24 protein-coding genes and 1 pseudogene are annotated in these 25,278 nt (G+C 40.0%); 13 read left to right on the forward strand and 12 right to left on the reverse strand.

Annotated features, from left to right (window positions below):
* Positions 1 to 64: 64 nt before the first annotated feature.
* Positions 65 to 1,591, forward strand: a complete 1,527-nt coding sequence (locus P4S71_RS02080) for a catalase (protein WP_337149943.1) — start codon at positions 65 to 67, stop codon at positions 1,589 to 1,591.
* A gap of 99 nt (positions 1,592 to 1,690) precedes the next feature.
* Positions 1,691 to 2,206 (forward strand): ankyrin repeat domain-containing protein, encoded by a 516-nt coding sequence (locus P4S71_RS02085; protein WP_337149944.1) that lies wholly within the window; start codon positions 1,691 to 1,693, stop codon positions 2,204 to 2,206.
* 72 nt (positions 2,207 to 2,278) lie between these two features.
* Here the strand turns inward: P4S71_RS02085 and P4S71_RS02090 are convergent, their stop codons facing one another.
* The 3 genes from P4S71_RS02090 to P4S71_RS02100 form a co-directional block, all read right to left on the reverse strand.
* Positions 2,279 to 4,441, reverse strand: coding sequence for a M1 family aminopeptidase (locus tag P4S71_RS02090; RefSeq protein ID WP_337149945.1), 2,163 nt, complete (start codon positions 4,439 to 4,441; stop codon positions 2,279 to 2,281).
* A 236-nt stretch (positions 4,442 to 4,677) separates the two neighbouring features.
* Positions 4,678 to 5,433 (reverse strand): hypothetical protein, encoded by a 756-nt coding sequence (locus tag P4S71_RS02095; protein ID WP_337149946.1) that lies wholly within the window; start codon positions 5,431 to 5,433, stop codon positions 4,678 to 4,680.
* Entirely contained in the window at positions 5,427 to 6,290 is an 864-nt protein-coding gene (locus tag P4S71_RS02100) for an ABC transporter ATP-binding protein (RefSeq protein WP_337149947.1), read from the reverse strand. Before P4S71_RS02100 ends, P4S71_RS02095 begins: the two co-directional genes overlap by 7 nt.
* A gap of 509 nt (positions 6,291 to 6,799) precedes the next feature.
* On the opposite strand from P4S71_RS02100, the gene P4S71_RS02105 reads away from it, so the two are divergent.
* The 3 genes from P4S71_RS02105 (at position 6,800) to P4S71_RS02115 (ending at position 8,813) form a co-directional block, all read left to right on the forward strand.
* On the forward strand, positions 6,800 to 8,140 hold the full coding sequence (locus tag P4S71_RS02105; RefSeq protein ID WP_337149948.1) for a sensor histidine kinase: 1,341 nt from the start codon (positions 6,800 to 6,802) through the stop codon (positions 8,138 to 8,140).
* Complete coding sequence (locus P4S71_RS02110; protein ID WP_337149949.1) at positions 8,134 to 8,493, forward strand: LytR/AlgR family response regulator transcription factor; 360 nt, start codon at positions 8,134 to 8,136, stop codon at positions 8,491 to 8,493. The genes P4S71_RS02105 and P4S71_RS02110 overlap by 7 nt, the downstream gene beginning before the upstream one ends.
* A gap of 80 nt (positions 8,494 to 8,573) precedes the next feature.
* Positions 8,574 to 8,813, forward strand: a complete 240-nt coding sequence (locus tag P4S71_RS02115) for a LytR/AlgR family response regulator transcription factor (protein WP_337149950.1) — start codon at positions 8,574 to 8,576, stop codon at positions 8,811 to 8,813.
* Positions 8,814 to 8,874: 61 nt separating this feature from the next.
* On the opposite strand, the pseudogene yddG reads toward P4S71_RS02115, so the two are convergent.
* A pseudogene (gene yddG / locus P4S71_RS02120) lies at positions 8,875 to 9,788 on the reverse strand (aromatic amino acid DMT transporter YddG).
* Positions 9,789 to 10,235: 447 nt separating this feature from the next.
* On the opposite strand from yddG, the gene P4S71_RS02125 reads away from it, so the two are divergent.
* The 7 genes from P4S71_RS02125 (at position 10,236) to P4S71_RS02155 (ending at position 17,908) form a co-directional block, all read left to right on the forward strand.
* Positions 10,236 to 10,889, forward strand: coding sequence for a TetR/AcrR family transcriptional regulator (locus P4S71_RS02125; RefSeq protein WP_004334664.1), 654 nt, complete (start codon positions 10,236 to 10,238; stop codon positions 10,887 to 10,889).
* Between the two features lie 3 nt (positions 10,890 to 10,892).
* Positions 10,893 to 11,375, forward strand: a complete 483-nt coding sequence (locus P4S71_RS02130) for a putative 4-hydroxy-4-methyl-2-oxoglutarate aldolase (RefSeq protein WP_182692420.1) — start codon at positions 10,893 to 10,895, stop codon at positions 11,373 to 11,375.
* Positions 11,376 to 11,810: 435 nt separating this feature from the next.
* Entirely contained in the window at positions 11,811 to 12,986 is a 1,176-nt protein-coding gene (locus P4S71_RS02135; protein ID WP_337150165.1) for an amidase family protein, read from the forward strand.
* Positions 12,983 to 14,566, forward strand: coding sequence for a gamma-glutamyltransferase family protein (locus tag P4S71_RS02140; RefSeq protein ID WP_337149951.1), 1,584 nt, complete (start codon positions 12,983 to 12,985; stop codon positions 14,564 to 14,566). The genes P4S71_RS02135 and P4S71_RS02140 overlap by 4 nt, the downstream gene beginning before the upstream one ends.
* Positions 14,554 to 15,378, forward strand: a complete 825-nt coding sequence (locus P4S71_RS02145) for a sulfite exporter TauE/SafE family protein (protein ID WP_337149952.1) — start codon at positions 14,554 to 14,556, stop codon at positions 15,376 to 15,378. The genes P4S71_RS02140 and P4S71_RS02145 overlap by 13 nt, the downstream gene beginning before the upstream one ends.
* Before the next feature lie 3 nt (positions 15,379 to 15,381).
* Positions 15,382 to 16,611, forward strand: coding sequence for a pyridoxal-phosphate-dependent aminotransferase family protein (locus tag P4S71_RS02150; protein ID WP_337149953.1), 1,230 nt, complete (start codon positions 15,382 to 15,384; stop codon positions 16,609 to 16,611).
* Between the two features lie 13 nt (positions 16,612 to 16,624).
* A complete protein-coding gene (locus tag P4S71_RS02155) occupies positions 16,625 to 17,908 on the forward strand; it encodes an allantoate amidohydrolase (protein WP_337149954.1) in 1,284 nt (427 codons plus the stop codon).
* A 128-nt stretch (positions 17,909 to 18,036) separates the two neighbouring features.
* Here P4S71_RS02155 and P4S71_RS02160 read toward each other — a convergent pair whose 3' ends face one another.
* The 8 genes from P4S71_RS02160 to P4S71_RS02195 all read right to left on the reverse strand — a co-directional run bounded on the left by P4S71_RS02160 (position 18,037) and on the right by P4S71_RS02195 (position 23,595).
* Complete coding sequence (locus P4S71_RS02160; RefSeq protein WP_337149955.1) at positions 18,037 to 18,339, reverse strand: hypothetical protein; 303 nt, start codon at positions 18,337 to 18,339, stop codon at positions 18,037 to 18,039.
* Positions 18,340 to 18,383: 44 nt separating this feature from the next.
* Positions 18,384 to 18,632: a DUF1272 domain-containing protein gene (locus P4S71_RS02165; protein ID WP_008133477.1), complete on the reverse strand. Its 249-nt coding sequence runs from the start codon at positions 18,630 to 18,632 to the stop codon at positions 18,384 to 18,386.
* Entirely contained in the window at positions 18,626 to 18,988 is a 363-nt protein-coding gene (locus P4S71_RS02170; protein ID WP_170071259.1) for a 2OG-Fe(II) oxygenase, read from the reverse strand. The genes P4S71_RS02165 and P4S71_RS02170 overlap by 7 nt, the downstream gene beginning before the upstream one ends.
* A 234-nt stretch (positions 18,989 to 19,222) precedes the next feature.
* Positions 19,223 to 20,761, reverse strand: a complete 1,539-nt coding sequence (locus tag P4S71_RS02175) for a glucan biosynthesis protein (protein WP_337149956.1) — start codon at positions 20,759 to 20,761, stop codon at positions 19,223 to 19,225.
* 363 nt (positions 20,762 to 21,124) lie between these two features.
* A complete protein-coding gene (locus tag P4S71_RS02180; protein WP_337149957.1) occupies positions 21,125 to 21,574 on the reverse strand; it encodes a hypothetical protein in 450 nt (149 codons plus the stop codon).
* Positions 21,575 to 21,615: 41 nt separating this feature from the next.
* A complete protein-coding gene (locus P4S71_RS02185; RefSeq protein WP_337149958.1) occupies positions 21,616 to 21,852 on the reverse strand; it encodes a hypothetical protein in 237 nt (78 codons plus the stop codon).
* A 116-nt stretch (positions 21,853 to 21,968) separates the two neighbouring features.
* Entirely contained in the window at positions 21,969 to 22,517 is a 549-nt protein-coding gene (locus P4S71_RS02190) for a hypothetical protein (protein ID WP_337149959.1), read from the reverse strand.
* Positions 22,518 to 22,689: 172 nt separating this feature from the next.
* Positions 22,690 to 23,595 (reverse strand): hypothetical protein, encoded by a 906-nt coding sequence (locus tag P4S71_RS02195; RefSeq protein ID WP_337149960.1) that lies wholly within the window; start codon positions 23,593 to 23,595, stop codon positions 22,690 to 22,692.
* A gap of 384 nt (positions 23,596 to 23,979) precedes the next feature.
* Between P4S71_RS02195 and P4S71_RS02200 the strand changes: the two genes are divergently transcribed.
* Positions 23,980 to 25,248 (forward strand): IS110 family transposase, encoded by a 1,269-nt coding sequence (locus tag P4S71_RS02200; RefSeq protein WP_337149961.1) that lies wholly within the window; start codon positions 23,980 to 23,982, stop codon positions 25,246 to 25,248.
* Positions 25,249 to 25,278 lie beyond the last annotated feature (30 nt).

Genomic DNA, 25,278 nt, shown 5'->3' on the forward strand with positions numbered 1-25,278 from the left:
TACTATCGTTAACAGATTAACAGCCTGCACCACTGCCGGCACTTTTAAATAGATGAGGTCGACAATGAATACTCAAATAAACAAAACAAAATTAACACTCACTGCACTGGCACTTGCAATAGCATTACCGGCAAGCGCAGCAACAACTCTTACTAAGGATAACGGCGCAGCTGTTGGCGACAACCAAAATTCAATGACTGCTGGCGAACGTGGCAGTGTATTACTAGAAGACGTGCAACTAATTCAAAAACTGCAACGCTTTGCACGTGAGCGTATTCCAGAGCGTGTTGTGCATGCTCGTGGTACTGGCGCACACGGTGTGTTTGTAGCATCAAAAGAGCTAGATGATTTAACAATTGCAGCACCGTTTGCACAAGCAGGTAAAGAAACAGACGTATTTGTTCGCTTTTCCTCAGTAATTCACTCAAAAGGCAGCCCAGAAACACTGCGCGATCCACGTGGCTTTGCAACTAAGTTTTACACAGACCAAGGTAATTGGGATTTAGTAGGTAACAACTTACCGGTGTTTTTTATTCGCGATGCAATCAAATTTCCAGACATGGTTCACTCTTTAAAACCATCTCCGGTTGATAACATTCAAGATCCTAATCGCTTTTTTGATTTTTTCTCGCATGAACCAGGTTCTACACAAATGCTAACGTGGGTTTACAGTGACTACGGTACACCAGCAAGTCTTCGTAAAATGGACGGTTGGGGTGTACATGCATACAAAATGATTAACAAATCGGGCGATGTTAAATACGTTAAGTTTCATTGGGTAAGCCAACAAGGTATTGATAACCTTGACGCAAAAGAAGTAGCTAAAGTGCAAAGCCAAGACTTCCAACACTTAACACGCGACCTTTACAGCGAAATTGGTAAAGGCAACTTCCCTAAGTGGGATCTATACATTAAAACGCTTGATCCCTCGCAGCTTGATGACTTTGATTACAACCCATTAGATGCAACAAAAATGTGGTTAGACATTAAAGAAACTAAAGTAGGAACAATGACCCTAAACCGTATGCCAACTAACTTCTTCCAATCTACGGAACAAGTAGCAATGGCACCGGCAAACATTATTCCAGGTATTGAGCCATCAGAAGACCGTTTATTACAAGGTCGTATGTTTTCTTACGCTGATACACAAATGTACCGCCTAGGTGCTAACCACCAGCAACTGCCAATTAACCGTGCAAAAGTTGAAGTGGTTAACTACAACCAAGACGGCGCAATGAATATTGGTAACACTACAAGCAATGTTAACTACCAGCCAAGCCAAGAAAACGTAGCTGAAAACCCAATTGCACGTAGAAGTAACACAGAGCTAAAAGGCTTTGTACAACAAGCTGCGATTAAAAAGCAGCAAAACTTCGCGCAAGCAGGTGTTATATACCGTGGTTTTAGCAAGCAAGAACGTACAAACCTAATTAATAACCTAGCAGGCGATTTAGGCAAAGTGCAAAACAGCAGTGTTAAACACAAAATGCTTAGCCACTTTTACAAAGCTGATAGTGAGTACGGTACACGCTTAACTAAAGCTGTAAACGGCGACCTTAAAATGGTTAAACAACTAGCCGCTAACTTATAAGCAACTAGTTAAAAGCAATTAGTCCCAACTAAATAGCTATTTAAACCACAACCATGAGGAAGGAATAAACCCCTTCCTCTTTTATAAGAGACAATTGTTATGCGTAATTTATTAATTATAGTCGCTCTATTTCTGAGCTTTACCAGTAGCGTTTACGCTCAAAATACATCAGATACACAAACACCCAGTACGCAATCTGAAACCCAACATTCTGCAAAAACTCAATACGACAGCTTATTTGCCTATTACTTTGCCGCAGCACGTACCAACGACACCGACGTAATAAAGCAATTTGTAGATGCCGGCATTCCTATCGATAGCTACAACAATAAAGGCTACACCGCGTTAATGATTGCCACTTATCACGGTAATAAAGACACGGTTAACACGCTTTTACACTTAGGTGCTAATGCCTGTCTAGAAGATAACCGAGGCAACACTGCACTTATGGCTGCTATATTCAGAGGTGAATTTAGTATTGCTAAAACACTCGTATCACTTGATTGCGACAACGCGCATCAAAACAAAGCCGGCCAAACAGCCGAGCAATTTGCACAAACTTTTGGTCAACAAAAAGTTATAGAGTTACTAGCACAGGTAAATAATGGAAAATAATCTGCACGCAACAAAAAGCCCTAAAATAATAGGGCTTTTGATTTACTAAATATATGTTCAAATTAAACGTACTTACTCTAAAAACAGTGTGTTTATTAAGCTTTCTTGTTCTTTCCCAGCTTCATGTTTTAATGCTCGTATAAAATCCATAGAATTGGCGGGACTGCTTGGATAAGCATGATTTTTCCAAACCAACTTGAGCGCATTAATAATGGGTTTATCCCCAATCGCAGCGCGTAGCTTAGCAAAGACAATGGTTGCTCGCGAATATTGGTCAAAGCTTTGTGTAGCATCAACTAAGGCTGATCGCTCCTTTATGTTCATCAACATACTTTGCTCATAGCGTGTTGTTTCATACTCAACCAGCGCTTGCATGGTCGCTTTCCCATAACGCTGCTCTATAACAACAAGCTCAATATACTTTGCCATAGACTCCACTAAAAAAGCGCTATCTGAAAATACTCCATTACCAATATCATGGCCAAACCATTGATGCGCAGTTTCGTGAACTGCACGGCGATAGCGTTGATCAAAGCCTGCATTAGCACTTGGCTTTGCTCTAAAACCAACACTGTCTTCAATAAGTATAAGTTGCGGCAGGGCATAACCTGTTCCACCAAATTTAGGCGAGCCTATTAAGCTCAATTGTTTTGCTCTATATGGGCTTATATTATTAAGCCATTTTATTGTGTCGCCCATTGCACTGAGGTTTACGGCTATAGACTCCGCTCGTGCTGGCTCGTTTTTATCTTTAGCAAACACGTTTAACATCACGCCATTTTGCTGCTTGGTAACAGGGGAATAAGGCACCGTCACCCAAGCTGGGATTGCATTTATGGGTGTACGAGTCTCAAAATGAAATATTTCGCGGTCATCTTTGCTGGTACGTGATATTTCCTCTCCTTGGGTTATAACCTGATAATCACTTGTTGTACTCACTTTACTCGACATAGTAAGCCACTGGTAATGAGTACTTGCTTTCGCCGTTTTAGCAAATAGCTTCGTGGGTCTAATCACCGATTTCACTTTAAGTGCGTGTTGCTGACGAAGTATAGGATCGGTTAATTCATAATTATCTTGATAGCCAACAGTCGGCAATAAAGGCACTGATCGTATATAGCTAAATTCAGGGGTTATTATCTGATGGCCTCTCACTGGCCAAAGCTTAGCTTGATGAACATCAAACCGTGTAACTAGTTTACGTATTTCTCCTGGCTGCATTTCATTCTCAAACTTAAACACAGCTTGATTAAGCAAGGGAAAGCTTTTAGCCCTTTGCGCGCCATCGATTTCAATATCGGCCCATGTATAAAAACCAGAGCGCCCAACCAATATCTCTTTAATAGGATCTTGATGGGTGTTTTTTAAGGTATATATTAAGGAAAAATGAGCTTGCTGCTGATGCGGATAAAAGTCTACATTAGCATCAATGTGCACAATGTTTGGCTGTGCTACATTGCGCCATTGTGAGAATGCTTTTTCGTATTGTGCTTTAAATGCCTCGCGTTTATGCGAGTTGGTTAAAGGCTTCTCCTCAACCAGTCTTAAATGTAATTGAGTAAATAGTGCCACAGTGATAAGTAAAGGAATAAGTAACCAAAAATGTTTAACCCCCATTACTCTTTGGCTCAAACCGGCACCTCGGTGATTAAAAATCCCCGTAATTATAACTAAGCTTATACACGCAACTAACCAAACTGATATATAAGGCCAATAACTACTTATACTTGCACGATAACCCCAAAAGTTATCAGGTGCCTGCAAAGGCGTCCAACCAACACTCCACAATGTATGCGTAAGACCAAGATAAGTCATTATCGGTGTAAATTTGATCAGTAAAATAACAGCAATTAGCAAACCCGCAATAAGCTGCGAACGACACAAATTAAATACACACAAAAATACACACGCGATAATGGCAAGCACAATTGCCATCAAAAATAAAATGGTTAAATGTACTTCAAATTGATATGCACTGTGTAAAAACCACTGAGCTGCACTTGCCCCTAATAAGCTCATTGTTAAAAAAAACAACATCATAGTACCTAGGGCCAATAACTGACTGTTTAAAAAGTAATATGTTTTGAGCGGTGTGGCAGCGATCAGCTCAGCTATATTATAGTATTTAGCGAAACAGCTTACTTGCCAGCTCCACAAAGCCATTAATAAAGTGCCAAACAACAATTGCATATCAAATGCATAATAACTGATCGCATCAAGGCTTGTGGTGCTCATAACACTCATTGGTTCAACATAACCAGACGACGAGGCAACACTATTAAAAACTATCACCGGCCAAACAAAAATAATCAGTAAAGTAACAGGGTGTAAAACCAAATTAACCAGCGTAATTTTGTATAAACTGGCGATCATCAAAAATGGTTTTTGCGTGACTCTCGCTGTTTTATATTCAGCGGGTTCTAACGTGTTGTAACGAACGCATTCGTTAGTATTTTTACCTTTTTTACTCTTTAATAATGTATTTTTTTATTTTTACTAAAAGTAATATAAAAAATACCAACAGCAAGCATACTCACAACAACGCGATTAATAGCAAATGAAGCCCCTAATGAATTGGTTAAACTGTTTATTACGGCTGTGTATGCAAAAGGGTCAAGCCAAACAAATAATGTATAAAAGCGATTGCTTATAATACTACTTCCAGCAAGTAATGGATTTCCGGTAATACTTGCAAGCATTATGTAGCCTATCCACAACACCGCAAAAACAACATAATTGGGTAATGAAGTAGTTGATTTATGGCAAACAAAAAAGGCAACAACAACTAAAAAGCAGCTATTTGGTAACAACACTAAAAAGCTATTAAATACAGTAAAAGAAACCATATTCGGTATATAGCCAAATTGCCTTACATGCATGTATATCATTACTAAAACACTGATTAAGCTAATAATAAAAACCAAGCAAATCAGTAAACATACTCTTGCTAAACTGCGCTTAAATAGGCTAGTTTGCGTAGCATAAATAAGCTCCTGCATAGACGCGTGCTGATCTCGTAAAAATATAACGGGCGCCAATACTCCTACAAGCACAGGTAACTGCATCATTTGTAGCATCGTAATATTTAACTTAAATTGTTTTAACGAATCAACTTCAACTGCTGCAAGCCCAGAGGACAACATAACCGAAAATATTAAAGGAATAATAATGCACAGCCAAACAAGTGGTTGGCGCACTGCATATCGCCACTCATTAAAAATTAACATGTGTGACTTCCTTCATTGAGTGCAAAAAAGTACTTGTCTTGAAGCGTAGCGGGCGAGTTTATTGCATTTTGTGCAGGCGCTGTGTCTGCATAGACACGAAATGACGCTCTACCATAGCGATGGCTCTTACTTAATACATGCTGATTTGGTATGCCCGTAGGTAAACTTTCGAGCTGCCAAATCTTACCTTCTAAAGGAACTAGTAACTCTTTTACGTCACCGCTTTGTATGAGTACTCCTTGATCTATAATGGCCACGTAGTGACATAAATTTTCTACATCTTCAACAATATGGGTCGATAACAATACCAACCTATTTTGACTAATACTAACGAGTAAATTATTTAAACTTTCTCGTTCCACAGGATCAAGCCCAGCAGTGGGTTCATCCATAATAATTAGTTTTGGGTTACCTAACAAAGCCTGAGCCACGCCAAAACGCTGCCTCATTCCTCCCGAAAAATTAACGACCTTTTTATTAGCAAACTGAGTCAAATTGGTTAGTTCAAGTAAACTATTAATTTGGTTTTTGCGTGCATTACCATCTATGCCTTTTAATACGGCAATATGCTCAAGTAACGCCCGACAACTCATGTTGGGGTACACGCCAAAATATTGTGGTAAATAGCCTAGCTGCGATCTAAGCGCATCTGGTTGGCTAATCACATCAAGGCCATTAAAATTAATATGTCCGGAGTCGGCATTTTGTAAACACGCGAGTGTGCGCATAAGTGTTGATTTACCCGCTCCATTAGGGCCAAGTAGACCGACCATACCGGCGGGTAGAGTGATCGTCACATCATTCAAAGCCTGCGTACCATCTGCGTATTTTTTGTTGATATTTTTCAGTGTAAGCATTAGTTTCATCCTTAATTGGTATAGCACCAGCTTAAGAAAGCAAGTCAATACAAGCGAGAAAATAATGGTTAACGTATTGAAATAAATGATGAACATAAAAAAGTAACGTTGGTCATTTAAATATGACCTTTCATCATTTAAATAAACGGCCTAGTATGCTTAAAACGGTTACTAACCCTATGAAATTAAATAATTATTTTAAAAATAAATTATGATTGAAACAGTTTTATGGATAAACTAGCGCGCTCAGCGTAGTGAATTGTGCAAAGGTAATGTTTAAAATAAAAAGACAATTTTATCTAAGCGTACCCGCTCAGAAACTATAATAAAAACGGAGTCACATATGCAGCAAGCCAATACACCAATATGGCAACGCTTTAGCATTACCCAGCTAATAATTTTTTACCGCTAATAGCCGCTATTATGCTCGACTCTCATATACGCTTTTTGTCATCACATATGGATTCAACTAGCCAATATCTGACTATTAATATTCAACTTTTTTTACAGTGTATTCCCTTTTTATTGCCCATGCGTTTGCATATCGTTTATTACTTACACCCGCAATCATAGTTTGGCTGTTAGGCTTTTTAGCCTATCCATCTCTCTTGCTAGTATTTAATAACCAACTTCTTAACTTTTCGCAATGGCAATACCTTGATGCACAATGTTGGACACTGTGCGCATCTGCAAGTGGTATATGGCTTATTACTAAACGCACTAATAAAAATAACAATGTGTTGAGTAATAAATGGCTTAAATCCTTGTTTTCACTTGATACAGTCGTGTTTATAGTACTTTTAGGTTGGGCAATAGTTACATCAAGCATACTCAATACGCACACTGATCCTATGTTAAACCAGCCTATTGAGCCTGTTATTGATGTTTATAAAGTATTCACACAGTTTGATACTTTTTTGGGTTACCTTTGGCAAATTACTGTTTGTGCCGGATTAGTATATGGAGTGTATTTATTAAATAGATATTTATTAATACGCTACGTATTAACCTATCATGGCGTATTAATATTTTTGTTTGCAAGTTTAATAAGCCTCGTTGTACTTACACCTATATTAACATCGTGCTTGCTACTGTTACCTATTAACGATTTACCCTCAGGCATTGCTAACTTAACACCAGGCGGTAATGATAATATTTTCAGCCCTGAAAATTATCAGTTCGTATTTTTGTTTTTGGCTATAAGCACACCGATTATTTTAGCGTTTGAACGACAGCAACAACACGTTCAAATTAGCAACATTGCCCAACAACAAACAAAAACAGAGCTAAAGCTACTTCAACAGCAAATTAACCCTCATTTTTTATTTAATACATTAAACAACCTTTACGCACTGACATTAAAAAAAGCAGATAATGCACCGGATCTTGTTATGCAATTAGCTAACTTACTGCGTTACAGTGTTTATGAAGGCCAAAAAGCACAGGTGAGTTTAGAAGAAGAAATCAATTACTTAAAAGGTTTTATTGCATTGCAGCATTTACGAAGTGCTGAGCGCTGCAACTTTGATGTGCAATGGCCTGAATATCAACAACACTATTTAATTTCGCCGCTACTGTTAATAATGATTTTAGAAAACGCGATAAAGCATGGTGTAGAGCCCACGTCACAAAAAGTAACGGTTGTGTTTAAAATCACCATGGCCGATAACATACTAACGCTATTTTCCTCTAACCCTATTCTACCTAATAACAATTCAGAGCATGGGATGGGACTTAACAATTTACGCCGTAGGCTAACTCTTTTATATCCAAATAAGCACACATTAATTATTAATGAAAATAAAAACCTTTGGCAAACCACACTTAAATTGGAGCTGGCTGCATGCTAAACACAATAATTGTTGATGACGAGCCGCTCGCGCATGACGTTATACTGCATCATTTAAGTGCCCATAAAGATATTAATATAAGCGGACAATACCTTAACGCTAAAGATGCATTATGTGCTTTAGCCACATCATCTATTGATTTGTTATTTTTAGACATAAACATGCCCGAACTATCAGGGATTGCATTACTAAAAGTGCTCGCGAATCGACCACAAGTGATTATTATTAGTGCGTATCAAGAATATGCTTTAGCCGGTTTTGAACTAGACGTAACTGACTACCTACTAAAACCAGTCTCTGCGCAACGCCTTGAACAAGCACTCAATAAAGTACGGAAAAAAGAAAACACATAACGCTAAATCCCAAGGCACCTCTGACTATTACGCTTAAAATCGATCGTGAAAAACATAAAATTCAATTAAGCGATATAGACATGTTTGAAGCGTATGGTAATTACGTAAGAGTATGGCAAGGTGAAAAATCATTACTTGCAAGCAGTACTCTCAAATACATATTGCAGGAACTTGATACTTCATTTATTCAAGTCCACAAATCTTACGTGATTAACAAAAATAAAGTTGTTGCGTTAAGTAATGAAAGCGTTCAACTAGCATCAGGCGTGTCAGTTAAAATTGGCAAGTCATTTAAACAACAAGTGCGCGACATTATTTAACCTGAGATCTTATTTTATGTTTATCTAAAACATAACTTTAAGCTTTTCCCTAACAACGACTCTAGACTTTAACACTTAACCTTTGCGGCTTTTCTCGCGTTACAAAGTAGCAAATTAGCGAGCCCACTGTTACCAGTACAACCCCTGCCAAAACGAAGCACTCAGCGTAATAGATAAATACAACGCCGAAATAATAGTAGAAAACACCGGTGTAAAGTACGAAAGTGTTCCCAAAAGCATTAAGTTACCGCCAATAATAGCTTGATTCCACAGTGCATAACCGCTCCCCACTACTACACCAGCTAATAGCAACGTTATGCTTGAGCCCAGTGAAAACGTTAATGGCGCTTCATTACTAAAACCATATTGCGCCCACAAACTCATTGCCGTGACAGTAAAAAATAACGTAATAGCATTTTTACCATTACTCAGCTTTTGCGTAACTACGCAATAAATAGCCCATATAAACGCTGCAGCTAATGCCATTAAGTAAGTAGCAGGATTATCAGCAAAGTTAGTAACAAGCGTATCGAGTGACATTTTTTGATCGCCTGTAATACACCAAGCAACGCCTAAAAAAGCAATGATCATGCTTGGGTAAACCCAGAAACTTACTTTTTTACGACCAATAATAATAGAGAGCAGTATAGTCAGCGTGGGCCATAAATAATTAATAACCGCCATTTCCATTGCCTGATGACGGCTATTTGCCATACCAATAGAAAGCGCCAAGCAAATTTCGTACGCTACAAATAATAAAGTACCTACTCCCAAGTAACGTTTCGAAAAACCACTAAACTTGGGCACTCCCATAACCAAAATTAAAAATATCGCACTGACAGAATACATAGCCGACGCACCACCAATGGGGCTAAACAACTCAGAAATATCTCGTAGTAATGCAACTAAGCAACTCCACAGTAATATGGCCGCGACTCCATAAAGCGTGTATTTATTTTTGCTTATAAAATCCATTTGCCAATCCAAAAGTACTACTCGTAAATTTGAAACTAAACTAACAGTAATTATTTAATTAAACAATAAGGGTCTGTTGTTCTTTCAAGGTTGAATTTGCAGCAGTCTGTTTGGTATTTAGGCAAGGCAGAGCCTATATAGTGTGGTTATTCCCCATTAATGGGCGATAACGTAGCATTAATGCCAAACAGGCGCTGCCCAAAGGGTTCTTCCTAGGGGCTACTTACTCTTTGTTGCTCGGTTTTTACTTAGCCCACTAGGTTACAAATCTCGCGCCGCGATTAAATAGCCCCTAGTTTGAACAAATTTTAATCCGCAAAGATCAACAGACCCTAAAGTTAATAGCTTAAACCTCTCGTTTGTTTTTAGCATTCACCCTTTTTAGTAATTGACCTTTTGGTCAGTAAAGCTACAATCAATCAATACGTTAAACACGCAAACTTTATAATGACCACACAAATAAAGCCAAATAAAAAAGAAGTCACACGCGAGAAAAACCAAAAACTAATTTTAGATGCCGCCGAGCAATTGTTTTCGCAATTAGGTTACGACGGAGCAAGTATGAGCATGGTTGCTAAAGAAGCGCAGGTGCCAAAAGCTAATATTTTGTATTACTTTAAAAGTAAGGATGGTCTGTACGAGTCTGTGATTGACCGCATAATAGCTAATTGGAACTTAGGGCTCGATAACGTCACAATTAACGACGATCCAGCTACCGTGCTTTATAACTATATTAAAAGCAAAGTAATACTGGCCGTAAATCAGCCAATGCAATCTCGCTTATTTGCCAGTGAAATACTGCGCGGTGCACCCTATTTACAAAACTACTTTAGAACCAATACCCGCCCTTGGGTTAAACAAAAGGTTGATGTACTTCAAGCATGGATGGACGCTGATAAAATGGATAAGGTTGATCCCTACCATTTGCTCTTTACTATTTGGTCTACCACGCAATATTACGCCGACTTTCAGGCTGAGGTTTTACTCGTAATGAACAAATTAGAGTACGACGAAACCGATGTGGCACAAATTACGCAATCAATTGCCCACATAATTTTAAAAGGTATTGGTCTTAAAATACCTGAGCAAAGTGAGACTTAACCCATGACATCCTTTACTACACCCGATTTATTTGACGATCATCGCGATAACGTGCAAGTAGCAGACAGCGGCCTTTATCACTTTGGTAAAAAAACCACGTTTTATGGCAAAGTAGTTACCGTTACCTGCCCAGAAGACAACTCTTTTGCCGCCGATATATTGCATGAAAATGGTGAAGGTAAAGTATTGGTTATAAACGGGTTTGCGAGCAAACGCTTTGCGTTTATAGGCGATATTATGGCTGAGCGTGCCCTAAATAATGGCTGGGAAGGCGTAATAATAAATGGCTGTTGCCGAGATATAGAAATACTTGCCACGATGAACTTACCTGTAATGGCGCTAGGCTCTACACCGCGTAGTACCTTAAAGCGCGGCTTTGGTGATAAAAACCAAGCTGTTACCATGCTTAGCACCACTATTGAACCTAACAATTGGGTTTACGCCGATATTAACGGTTTAATCATCAGTAAAACGCCCCTTATTTAGCACTCAAAACCATATAAATAGAGACCAACTTGGTGCATCTGCGCACCAAGTTGGTTTGTTTTAGCTCATTTTAATCTCACTATTTCTACAGACCACATTTACAAATCTCATACAACCCAACAAAACCTGACCAGTTGGACAGGATTTTAATTTATGGCATTCCTCTTGCTTAGTCTAAGCACTATAAAATCAAAACTACCGATTAAAAAGCGGAGCCTTAGCAATTGCATTAAATTAGTGATCTATTATAACGCGAAGAAAATGACGCAGTGAGTGCGCTATTTAATCCAATAAAATGATCATGTTTTTAATAAAATTGGTATTCATAATAATAATAACCAGCCCGCTTTTTAATCACTCTTAACTTAATAAGTAAGTACTTGGTCAGTTTTATAATAATGAGCTGCAAATGAGTGATAAAAAAACAACAAAGGTATATTTTGCAATCACGGTCCTACCCTGTGGCAAACAAACCACTCTGGAGTGCTTGCAAACAATCGCTTAGCTGTAAAAGATGTATTTGCAGTAAAGGGCGAGCGTAACAGCGCAGGCAACCCACACTGGTTTAAAACAGCTAAACCGGCTCAAAATACGGCAAGCTCGGTTAATAAGCTCATGACCGCTGGTTGTAACTTTATAGGCTTTACCCATACTGACGAGCTGGCTTATAGCTTAGAGGGTAATAATATACATTATGGCGCTGCGCAAAATCCTAAATTAAAAGGGCATGCTTGCGGTGGTTCGAGTATGGGGTCTGCTGCTGCAGTTGCTGCTAACTTAGCTGATATTGGCTTAGGCACCGACACCGGCGGCTCAATTAGAGTACCCGCCAGCTATTGTGGTTTATATGGCATAAGGCCAAGCCATAACGTGATTGAAAAAGACGGCCTAATACCGTTGGCTCCGCCTTTTGATACCATAGGTTGGCTTACCCAAAGCGCCGAGCTATTAAGCGATGTAGGTAATGTACTGCTACCAAATCAAGCTATTAATAACGTTGATACCTTAGTTATTTGCGAGCCGTTATTTGAACTCGTTGACCCTGTTTTACAAGCCCCACTTAAACAATTGCTTGAAAAAACCAAGCCTAATTTTAAGCACCATAAAGAATTTGAACTACCTAACAGCAGCTTATTAAATGAACTTGCTGATAGTTTTAGAGTACTGCAAGGGCGAGCAATCGCAAAAACGCATAAAGATTGGCTTCAATTGCCGGGGCAACTTCCCCAGTTTGCTCCAGCAATTGCGGCACGTTTTAATATGGCGCTTGCCCTAACTGTTCAAGAAGAACAAGAAGCACTAAAAGTACAAACCCAATGGCAAACACTAATAGCTAAAAACCTAAATACAAACAGCTGTTTATTTTTGCCAACCACCCCCACAACTGCACCTAAATTAGGCGCCGACACAAGCGCCTTACGCATGCAAATTATTACGCTTTCGGCAATTGCAGGGCTTAGTGGCTCAGCGCAAGTGCATTTACCGCTGGCTGATTTAGTAAATGATCATCCGTATGGTTTTTCATTAATGATGAGCCACGGTAACGATAAAAGCTTACTTGCTTGCGTTAAGCACCTAGCTGCACACTTTAAACAGGACACACCGGCATGACCACACACAACATTGCATTTACCGCGTCTCATTTTTCGGCCACTGAGGCGGGTATAAATATACTAAAACAAGGCGGTACAGCTACCGAGGCTATGGTAGCGGCTGCCGCTGCTATTAGTGTTGTATATCCACATATGAACTCAATTGGTGGCGACAGCTTTTGGCTTATCGATAACCCAAATCAAAAAACGCCCACTGCTATTGACGCCTGCGGCCGCGCAGCAACTAATACAACGCCCTATAACCCGCTCACGCAAATACCAGAGCGCGGCGGATTAAGCGCACTGACTCAAGCGGGCACAATACGCGGTTGGCAAAAAGCGCTTGAACTAGATGAGCATGCGGCACTACCACTGTCAAAAATTTTAGCACCTGCTATTGAACTTGCTCGCGAGGGTTTTACCGTAACAAAAAGCTTGCAAGCAGGCTGCGAAAAGCTAGCCGCTGCTAACAATACCAATGAGGCGTTTAAAAACCTCTACATACCCAATGGCAAGCCCTTACAAGCAGGCCAGCATTTTAAAAACCCTAAACTTGCAGCAACGTTTGAATACCTAGCAAAGCATGGTTTAAACGCATTTTATGAAGGCGCACTTGCCAACTCATTTGCCGCCGACTTAGCAAAAGCAGGCAGCTCAATTACCGCAGGTGACATTGCAAATACTAAAGCCGAGGTAGTTACTGCGCTAAATGCAAACCTCAGTGGTATTGATTGCTACAACTTACCCGCGCCAACACAGGGCGTGCATTCACTACAAATAATTGGTGCCGTAAATAAGTTAAAGCATTTAGCTAAAACCGATGCCGACTGGACACATTTAATTGTTGAGGCAACTAAACAAAGCTTTACCCATCGCCCTACCCTTTGGGCTGACCCTGAAGCATTAGGAGACGATTATAAAAACGCACTAACCGATAATCGCTTAAGCGAACTTGCTAACAATATTGATATGGCCAAAGCCAAAAAATGGCCATTTAACGCAGAGCCTGGCGATACTGTGTGGATGGCAGCCAGAGATAAAAACGGGCAATTAGTCAGCTTTATTCAAAGCATTTACTGGGAATTTGGCAGCGGAATATTAATGAGTGAAGGCGGCTTTGTGTGGAATAACCGTGGTTTAAGCTTTAGTTTAAACAATCAAGATACCAACGCCCTTGCTCCAAATAAAAAGCCCGCTCATACACTTAACCCAGCACTGGCAAAGTTTAGCGATGGTCGTCGACTTGCTTACGGAACAATGGGCGGTGAAGGGCAGCCACAAACTCAAGCCACTGTTTTTGCAGGCTACGCGTGGCGAAATAAATCTATAAAACAAGCAATTAGCGACCCTCGTTGGTTACTTGGACGAACATGGGGCGATACGAGTACAAATTTAAAAATTGAAAAAGAGTTAGTTTTTCATATAGAACATGAATTAAATCAACGTGACCACGATTGGGTAAGCGTTGATAATAATAACGAAATGATGGGGCACGCTGGGGCTATTTTAGATACACCTACAAGCCTTGAAGCTGCAACAGATCCTCGTTCAGATGGACGTGCAACAGTAACTACAGCAGGAACACAATGTCAGAAATAATAAATCAATGGCCAATTATAGTAGCCTTAATAGCAACCGGTATTTTTGCCGGTATTTTAGCAGGACTTTTTGGTGTAGGCGGCGGTATTGTTATCGTCCCTGTGCTGTATTTTTTACTGCAAGGTTTTGGCGTAAGCCCAGAGTCGGCAATGATGATAGCCACCGCTACATCACTTGCAACCATAGTACCTACTTCGCTTTCATCTATTCGCTCGCATCATAGCAAAGGGAATATTGACCTTTCGCTAATAAAATACTGGGCACCATTTATTTTAGTTATGGCCGTTGTAGGCAGCTACTTAGCGCACTCAATACGCGGTAATGCACTGGTACTTATGTTTGCCTGTATTGCTATTTTAGTCAGTTTAAACATGCTATTTAGAGCCGGCGCACCCGCGCTTGTAAAACAACTGCCAGGAAAATTTGGTCAAGGGGTTATGGCAAGTATTGTAGGTGGTTTGTCGGTAATGATTGGCATAGGTGGCGGCACTATTGGCGTACCTATGCTAAACGCATTTAATGTACGCGCCCATGTTGCAGTAGGTACTGCGGCCGTTTTTGGTTTATTGATTGCACTACCAGGCGTTATTACCTTATTAAGTATTGGCACAACGCCAACCGATGCTCCCCTAGGTACGTGGGGGTTGGTTAACCTCCCTGCCTTTTTTCTTATTATTCCGTTGACTATTTTATTTGCGCCTATTGGCGTAAAAATTGGTAGCAAGCTGGATCAAAAACAACTAAAACGCGCCTTTGCCGTTGTCTTAATGATAACCGGCATACGCATGCTTATTCAGACTCTGGGAGCCTAAAATATGTTTAATAACACGCAAGTTCAAACCTTAAACCCACCACAGCGTTTATTAATGGGACCAGGCCCAATTAATGCCGACCCTCGTGTTTTACGTGCTATGTCGGCGCAGCTTATAGGCCAATACGACCCAGTAATGACCGGTTTTATGAACGAAACCATGGCACGTTACCGCGAAATTTTTAAAACCAAAAACGAATGGACCATGCTAATAGATGGCACATCGCGCGCAGGGATTGAAGCCGTATTATGCTCAATTTTACGCCCAGGCGATAAAGTCCTTGTGCCAATTATGGGGCGCTTTGGCCACCTACTTGCTGAAATAGCAGAACGCGTTGGCGCAAAGGTGCACACAATAGAAGTACCGTGGGGCGAAGTGTTTACGCCAGAACAAATCGAAAAAGCCATTGTTGATGTAAAACCCCATGTACTTGCTATGGTACAAGGCGATACATCCACCACCATGAACCAACCTCTTGAGCATATTGGCGATATTTGCCAAAAGCACGATGTACTATTTTATTGTGATGCTACCGCCTCCATTGTGGGTAACGAACTTCCTGCCGATGAGTGGAAACTCGATGCACTTTCTGTTGGCCTGCAAAAATGTTTAGGCGGTCCTTCTGGGTCTGCGCCATTAACGCTTAGCGACAAATGCGCCGAGTGGATCCAAAAACGTAAAAAGGTAGAAGCAGGTATTCGCACAGCCGATCATACCGACGGCACCGAGCCCTTTGTACGCTCAAACTACTTTGATTTAGGCATGATCATGAATTACTGGGGGGAAGAGCGCCTTAATCATCATACCGAAGCCACCAGCATGCTGTATTGCGCCTCAGAATGCGCCCGCATTGTTATTGAAGAAGGCGTGGATAACTGCGTAGCGCGCCACAAATTACATGGCGATGCCATGCTAACAGGCATTGAAGCGCTCGGCTTAAATGTATTTGGTGATTTAACACATAAAATGAACAACGTACTGGGTGTTTATATACCCGAGGGCATTAATGCCGATCACGTACGCGGGCAAATGCTAACCGATTTTGGAATAGAAATTGGCACCTCGTTTGGCCCGCTGCATGGCAAAATTTGGCGTATTGGTACCATGGGTTACAACGCCCGTAAAGATGCTGTATTACAAACATTGGCAAGCCTTGACGCTTGCTTACATGCCAACGGTTACAAAGGCCCTAAAGGCGAAGCCGCCATTGCCGCCCTTGCTCACTATAAATAAAAAAGGATTTAGCATGACGATTGTAAGCCCACAACACAGCCCTTTATTAGACAAAGAACTTGCTGATGAATACGCAACACGCGCTTTATCTCGCTGTAAAACCCTCAGCGCACTATCGCAAATGCAAGGCGGTATTCACCGCGTGTACTTATCAAAAGAGCACAAAGACTGTAACGCCGTTACTGCATCGTGGATGGTTGAGGCAGGCATGCAATCGTGGCAAGACGAAGTGGGCAACCTTTGGGGGCGACTAAAATCATCAAACCCACATGCTAAACGTTTAATTATAGGATCGCACCTCGACACCGTTCCAAATGCAGGTGCGTTTGATGGTATTTTAGGTGTACTACTGGGGATAGAAATTGCAGCGCTTGCACATAAGTTAAAGCTCGACCTGCCCTTTCATTTAGATGTAGTGGGCTTTTGCGATGAAGAAGGCACCCGCTTTGCCACCACTTTAATTGGCTCAAAAGCCCTCGCTAACGAATTTGACCCACAGTGGCTAAACATTGAAGACACAAACGGCATAACTATGCGCCAAGCCATGCTCGACTTTGGTTTAAACCCCAACGACTATGCAAAGGCCGCACTAAACAAAAACGAATTACTAGGTTACTGGGAAACTCATATTGAACAAGGTCCGGTACTCGAATCGGTTAATCAGGCGTTAGGCGTTGTAACTGCAATCGCAGGAGCAAAGCGCGCCATGCTTACCCTAACAGGCCAAAGCGGTCATGCGGGTACAACCCCAATGAACTTGAGGCAGGATTCACTAGCAGGCTGCGCTGAATTAGTAACCGAAATTGAAAAACTAGCAAGTAATGCTAAAAATGGCGAAGTTGCCACCGTAGGGCAAATACAGTCTCGCCCTGGGGCTACAAACGTGATTGCAGGCAAAACAACCATAAGCCTAGACGCACGCGCACAAAGCGACACCGATCTCGCTAACTTACTAAGCGTCATACAAAACAGCGCTCAATCTATAGCAAGCAAACGCAATTTAACGCTTGATTGGCAATGGACGCATGCCGCCGATGCCGTAGCGTGCGACACCACTATTCAGCATTTGTTTTCAAGCGCATGTAAACTCAATAACCAAGCATCGCCTTCACTTGCCTCAGGCGCAGGGCACGATGCAATGGCAATCGCTCCAATTTGCCCCGTTGGCATGTTGTTTATACGCAGCCCTGGCGGTATAAGCCATCACCCAGCAGAAGCGGTTATCGACAGCGATGTAACAAAAGCACTCAGTGTAATGTACAGCGCGCTTTTACTTTACGTGAAAGAGTGTGAGTGATTTTAAGGGAATCGAGTAAACCAAGTATATTAACTTGGTATGCTTAGGGGCTTAAACCTCCTCAAAGCCATTTGGAGGTTATTACTGAAGGCTGGTAAATGCAGGAATATACGTTATTTAAAGTAGCTTTATCGAGCTACCCTTTGCTCTTTTAGGCTAAGGCGTTTATGTGAGCTATATACGTGTTGAATGTTTGTACCATTGACCAAATATGCATCCATTTCAACGGTAATTAGCCCCGATAATGGCTTGATTTCTAGAACACCCAACTCACCTAAATTTGTAGATAGTAAAGTATTATTCCTAAAAGCGAACAAAGTCTTGTCAGTATCTCGTAAGTCACCATTCACATATAATTTAACACCACAAAACCAAGCGTTAATTATTTTAACTTTGATTGACTTAACGGTAAATTCAAAGGGTTTTCTCATCAGATCTCCATACCCAGAAAATGTAATTATTATACTTTATGTTCTTATGTGTTTGGCGCACAAACACTTTCTTTTAATACCCGCTTAGTCGATGCTGGGTAATTTTTTAGTGCAGCCAAAGGGCGAATTGGTCGCTGAACCAAATTACCTGAGCAATTTGGGCACACGTTATTTAACAGCGTTTGAGCACAGCCAGAACAAAACGTGCATTCAAATGAACAAATAAAAGCCTCACTGGACTCTGCAGGTAGATTCTTATCACAACATTCACAATTAGGTCTTAAATCTAGCATTTAGAGCTCCTTTTTATCCACCCAATGCTGAGTAAATATCTATTACCTTTTATAACTTTTGATACCTGATGCTCACTTACATCAGGGCGGAAAAGCTTAATTCGCTTTGTTTCAAATATCGGATTACTACAAATAAACTCACCACCCAAATCTGCTTTTTTAAGCACTATATTCAATCGATAGTGTTTACCAGATTCAACTTTGTCTGTGTGTGGTGCTATTTCACTTCCTTGTGGGAATTTAAGCAAATATGTATCAAATTTAATTGGCCACGTAGCACCACAAATCAACATTTTATCGTAGCCTGATTTTTGTCGGCCTCGCTCCCAACAAAATAATTTACTCAAAAAAAACATACAATCCCTCGAAACAGCTAACAAGCTGCAGGTTAACTCGTTTTTTATTTTTATTGATAAACAAACCATAGCCGAGTTCATATTTTGATTCAATCGTTTACTGTATTCTACGTGGGATATAAAAGAGAGTTTTAATGGTGTTTTGATAGGCGTTTTAAAAGACATTATGGTGGCTATAATTGACAGAAAATCAAAATATAGCCACCCGTTTTACTTTAATGCTTATTTAAGGTCTTATTTAATCGTTACCTTTGCATCACTTACCCATGTCTCAGTTATAGCTTCATCATTTTTATCAACTAAATACGCGCGTATGTTCACCGGATTATTGTTAGCTTGTTTGTAGTCAAATGCTAATCGCCATTGGTTTGTACCAACTACCGGATAAACCCCAATAGGCTCTAGTATTTCACCGTTGCTGGCTTCAACAATCGGCTTTATACCACTTTTGTTATCTAAGCCTTTAAACACTGGGCCTTCAAAATCAATCACCATCTTGTTAACACCTTCAGGGATTGGCTGGCCGGGAATCCCGCCTAAGCCTTGTCGAGTATTTACAACGCTTGCAAGGTTTTTTGATTTTGGATCGAGTGGACGCCATTCAATATCATAAGAAAAGGTAAACTCATCACCTTTGCGCGCCTCTTTTTCAGGCACCCAGTAGGCAACAATGTTGTCAAACGTTTCATCTTTTGTTGGAATCTCTATTAACTGAACTGCGCCTTTGCCCCAATCGCCAGTAGGTTTAATCCACGCTGATGAACGCTTATTGTAAAATACGCCGTCGTCCTGGTAGTTATTAAAGTCACGGTCTCTTTGGATTAAACCAAACCCTTTTGGGTTCTCATCAATAAAACTATTGGTCGACACCGACTGAGGGTTATTTAATGGGCGCCAAACGTATTGACCCGATCCTGTGTGAATCGCCAGGCCATCGCTGTCGTGAATTTCTGGGCGCCAATCTTTAGCTTCTGTTTTATCTTTTTGTGAGTACCAATACATACTGGTTAACGGTGCTACGCCTAAACGCTCAACATCAGCGCGCATATACAAATTTGCCGTTACAGAGGTAATATGGCCTTTGGCTTCTTTGTTATCTTTACTTATACCAAATCGATAAGCACCAGTGATAGAAGGCCCTTCAAGCAATGCCCAAACAGACACACTTTCACCTTTTTTCTCTGCGGGGCCAATCCAAAATGCAGAAAAGCGCGGAAATTCTTCTGGTTGATTCATGCCCGTATTAATTGCAATACCTCGAGCCGACAGTCCATATTGCCCCTCTGGCCCGTCGGTACGAAAATAAGACGCACCTAAAAAAGATATCCAATCTGGTTTCATATCTGGGCGCATTATTCTAAAGCCTGCAAATCCAAACCCCTCTGGGAGATCGTGAGCTGGGCTGTCATCAGGCATATCAAAAACATCATTACTAAAAGGTACATTTTGTACCTGATTTTTATCGTCTCTGATGTAAATACTTACTGGCTCAGGAAAATATCGCCCAGGGTAAAATAATTGTACAGGTGCCTTTTTTCCACTTGGGTATAAGGTTTCATCTTCTTTAAAGCGTATTTTCCAATGTTCGTCATACGTAATTTTATCGATTAACTCCGGCGCTGGCACCTTGGTTTCTGTATAGGGCTTTTTGGCTGAGGCTTTTGCCAGCGCTTTTAAGTCTTCGAATGAAAACTCCGTTTGATCTACTGCTTCTGTCGCGTAAGACGACATCGAAGTGCTAAAAATAATTGCGATAAATAACTTTAATTTCATAAAAAGAATGTCCAATAAATTGAGTCAAATGAAAATGGGAACGCTGCACGAACGTATGTTTAACTTAAAGTTCTGTATGGATATTACGTGACGTAATATGAACTAGCGTTTACTAAAATATTGTTATTTGACTACAGGACCTCCCATAATTATTTTTTTAGGGTATTGGTTTTAAGGGAAATTGCGCGCGTTTAATGATATCGCTGAAGTGAAATAAGCGGGGATAGCGTAATTTATTATTAGATCGCTGGTATTCAAATGGATAAGGGTTGTATTTAGGTGGTGGAAAACGAAGAGGCTCATCGCTTTGAAATTTGCAATTAATGGCTGGATTTTATTCGCCGTCCACCTCAGGGCGTATTGTTAGCGCGTACTTTGCTGAATACTTGGCTTTTCCCAACCAAGAATATTTACGCAATAATTTACACCAACCACTAAATATTCCGTTATTTCTGAATTACCACACGATGAAAAACCATTACGCTTACTTTCTAAGTCGAACCAGCCACCAGTAATTATTTCGTAGAGCCACCCTGCTTGTAAGGAACATTCAGGCCAAAACTCTAACAAGTCACCTTCATCTAAGACTCGAAAACCTGCAGGCTCTTCGAAAATAATATCAATTTTATCACCGTCAATAGATATTGTAATTGTTAGGAGATCAACATCAAAATTAAGGTTTATAACCTCAATAGTATTAGTTGAATTATCACTCTCTAAAATTTTATATTTCACAAAACCTCTGAGTACCGCTAACGCCTCGTTAACCGGAGCGTAGGTTGATAGCGTTTTTGCGCCTTTTGTTTTCTGCAAAAACGATGGCAACCGTTTACGCTTCTGTGCTTAACGACTTATTAGGTGTTTTTATCACTTTTGTTTGGAATGTCATTGCACAAAGCACACTCTACACCTTTACGTGATTGATATAGCCTTGAACATATAAATATTGTTGTTGTGATTGAAGACCAAGTACAAGCAAAAATTAATGCTTCTTGGACTGAATGCAGTTTAAGCAACTCAACTATAAAAAGTAAGGCAGCTACTCCAAGAAATACTTTTAATGCTCTAACGAACCAAAACTTAAATCCCATTTGAACTCCAAACCTGAGAAACACCTAACACCCGCATAATGGGCGGATTAGCTTGGCTATAATTAGCGAAGAATGAGCGCCAGCCAAGCGAAAGACGTCCATTATTAATGCGTTTGTTAGGCATTTTTAACTGATAGGTATTCTTTGTATTGTTCTTCCATCTCTTTTTGTATCCATTCTTCTGTTACACCAAATTTTTCCCATACTTTTAAGTAAATAGTGTCAATTAATCGGTCTGTAACTTGAAATAAATAAATCATATCTTGAAGCTCTTTAAGCATAACGACAATGCCATCACTTGTAGGGTCATAAAAGTGAGTAGCATAATCATAGAAGAAATCATGAGCTAGCCAATTACGTTTTTTCAGTGATAGGTTGAGCCTTTCTTCTATTTTAATAGGGATTTCAATTTCAGATTTAATTTGATTTAGTAGCCTACCAAAGGTTTGCTTGTTTAAGTGATCATATATATCTAACCACTCTTGTTCTGTTAATGCCGATTCATCAAGTAATTGGTATGCCATAGCAAAGTTGACCATACCTTTTTCTAAGCATTGACCTGCATAGGAAGCTAAGCCATAAAATGCAAATACCTCTTTTTGATCTTTATCTTCAATTGGAGGTATTGGGTTTATATCTTCTATTTCGATATTGTCAACGAGCATAATTGACTCACTAAATTCCTAACGCCCCGCTAAGGGGAAATTTATTGTTGGCTAAAATGTTGAACGGAGTGAAAACAGCCAACTGTAAATTTTGATTTCCCCTCTTGAGCGACTAGTTATATTTTTATTTGTTCACTCTATCCAGAATTAAACAATATATAGGTTATTTTATTTATGCTTTAGCATAAGTTTTATTTTCTAAATTACCAAAACTTATACAAGAGCTTAAAACTCCCTTAACTTTATCTTCCTCACACATAACCCACAAAGGAGTACCCATGAGATCGTATGCCCCCACGAACTTTTCGGCCATACAGAATTCAGACAAATTCCTCATTATTTCATCACATATCGAGACATGACCGAGTACATAAAACTCATCCATATATATCCCTTTTCTTTGTTCAAGAACTACCGATGTATTTTTAATTTCACCACCCGGCGATTTATATTTACGAGACCAACATATAAACAAACCAGAATTAACCCTAAAGTTCAATCTTTCGCTAACGCCATGAAGCCCTTCATAAAACGCCTTTATTAAATCAAAATCATCAAGACCATCGGAATTAGATGAGCCAATTTTTAAAGATTCTTTCAACAATGAATGTAGTGAATCTCTAATTTCTAGAATGTAATCAGCCTTACCTCCGTTAAAACTATAGATTATTGATGTTGGTGAATTGTTTGGAAATAAACTTGTATAAATAACGTCTGGATCGAAGAATCTAATATCAAACTTCTTTTCCATCCTGTCTATCACTTCATGAAATGATTCTTTGTGTTTATAGAAGTTTGAGAAAATGTTCTGAGATTTTCCTAACTTAATTTGAGCTGCAGACTGCCTAGAACGATGATTTGAGGCCACTAGTGCCACCAGTGGAAACAGCAGTGCTAAGACTCCAAGTGGTATTTTATAAATTTCTACAAATTTATTAAAACCAGTGTAAGAAAGATCTAGGATTAAGTTTGAGTTTAAGAGAATTACTCCCCCTAAAATCAGAGATATAACAACCGGAATTAAGATCGATAGCCAAAATTCAGTTAGGCTAAATAAGCTTTTTCGTTTTTCATACAATGAATTGCTACCTCTTTAAATGCTCTGGATTAGTCATTAAATTTAAAAATATAACGCTAAGCTAAGGGGCAAATTGCTGTTGGCTATAATGTGCGAGGCACGAGTTCAGCCAACTGTTGTTTGTCCGTTTGAGCGCCTTATAGTTACTCCGTTCCATTAATTAATGTATTTACCTATCTCATTAATACATGGAATATGCTTCTGTTGATCACGAATATTTGAGCGGAAACAATCAATGTTTGTAACAAGACTTTCGGATCAACAGGAGTTATTTGTTTCAATACGCATACTCAGGGATTGTCGTAATGCCGACTATCTATAAGACCTGCGAGAAACACTATTAGCCTCTATTTATTCTTTCACTTTACCTCTAGGAGGCCCAAAATGGAAGCCTTTAACGTCTCAGATTTTGCAGCCCTTATCGGGATCGATTGGGCTGACCGTAAACACGATATTTGTGAAATAAATCGTGACACAAATACACAACATTTAAGTGTGATTTCCTCTGAGCCTAAGTCAATTAATGCATGGGCGCTTGAGTTAAAACAACGCTACAACGGCAGATCTGTTGCCGTCGCGTGTGAGCTAAAAAAAGGCCCACTTATATATGCACTCAGTAAATTTAAGCACATTGTATTATTTGTGATTAACCCATCAAGTGTTGCTAAATACCGTGCAGCATTTACGCACAGCGGGGCTAAAGATGATCCTACTGATGCGATTATTCAAGTTGAAATTTTACAACTTCACATGGATAAATTAACGGTTATTAGGCCGGATTCAGAGGACGTTAGGTGTCTTGCGCAGCTTGTCGAATACAGACGTAAACTAGTACAAGATCGTGTTAATTTAACCAATAAAATAGCCACAACGCTAAAAAATTATTATCCCCACGTGATTGATTGGTTTAAAGAAAAAGACACTCAAATATTCTGTGACTTCTTACTGCGCTGGCCCTCTCTTGCTCACGCTAAAAAAGCGAGGAAACAAACACTACTCGACTTCTTTAATCAACATAATTCCCGCTATCCACTCGTTAATGAAAAGCGGATAAAAGAAATCAAGGATGCAGAAATACTCACCGAAGATATGGCGGTGATCACGCCAAATTTATTGCTTATTGAATGCCTAGTTCCGCAACTTAAACAGCTGATGTTGGCAATAACACGATTTGATGACGAAATTAAAACACTTTATAAGCAACATACAGATCGCGCTATTTTTGATAGTTTACCTGGGGCGGGGCCACAATTAGCACCTCGATTATTAGCCGCTATGGGATCAAATCGTGACCGCTATAAGTGCGCCGCTGACATACAAAAATACGCAGGCATTGCTCCAGTAACCGAACGCAGTGGCAAAAAGGAATGGATACACTGGCGACACTCGTGCACTAAATTTTTAAGGCAAACATTTGTGGAACGGGCAGGATTATCTGTGCGCTATTCATTTTGGGCAAAAGCATATTATCGGCAGCAAGAAGCCAAAGGAAAACCCCATAATACCATCATCAGATCGTTGGCATTTAAGTGGATACGAATTCTATTTAGGTGCTGGAAAACACATACGCCCTACGATGAATCAACTTACTTAACCGCATTGAAAAGTAAGGGTTCACCGCTGTTAAAATTTGCGGTGGAAAGTGAGCTTTAGCGCTTGCTGTCCACCTCAGGGCGTGTTGTT

Source organism: Pseudoalteromonas sp. B62 (assembly GCF_037162565.1).
GTDB classification, from domain to species: domain Bacteria; phylum Pseudomonadota; class Gammaproteobacteria; order Enterobacterales; family Alteromonadaceae; genus Pseudoalteromonas; species Pseudoalteromonas fuliginea.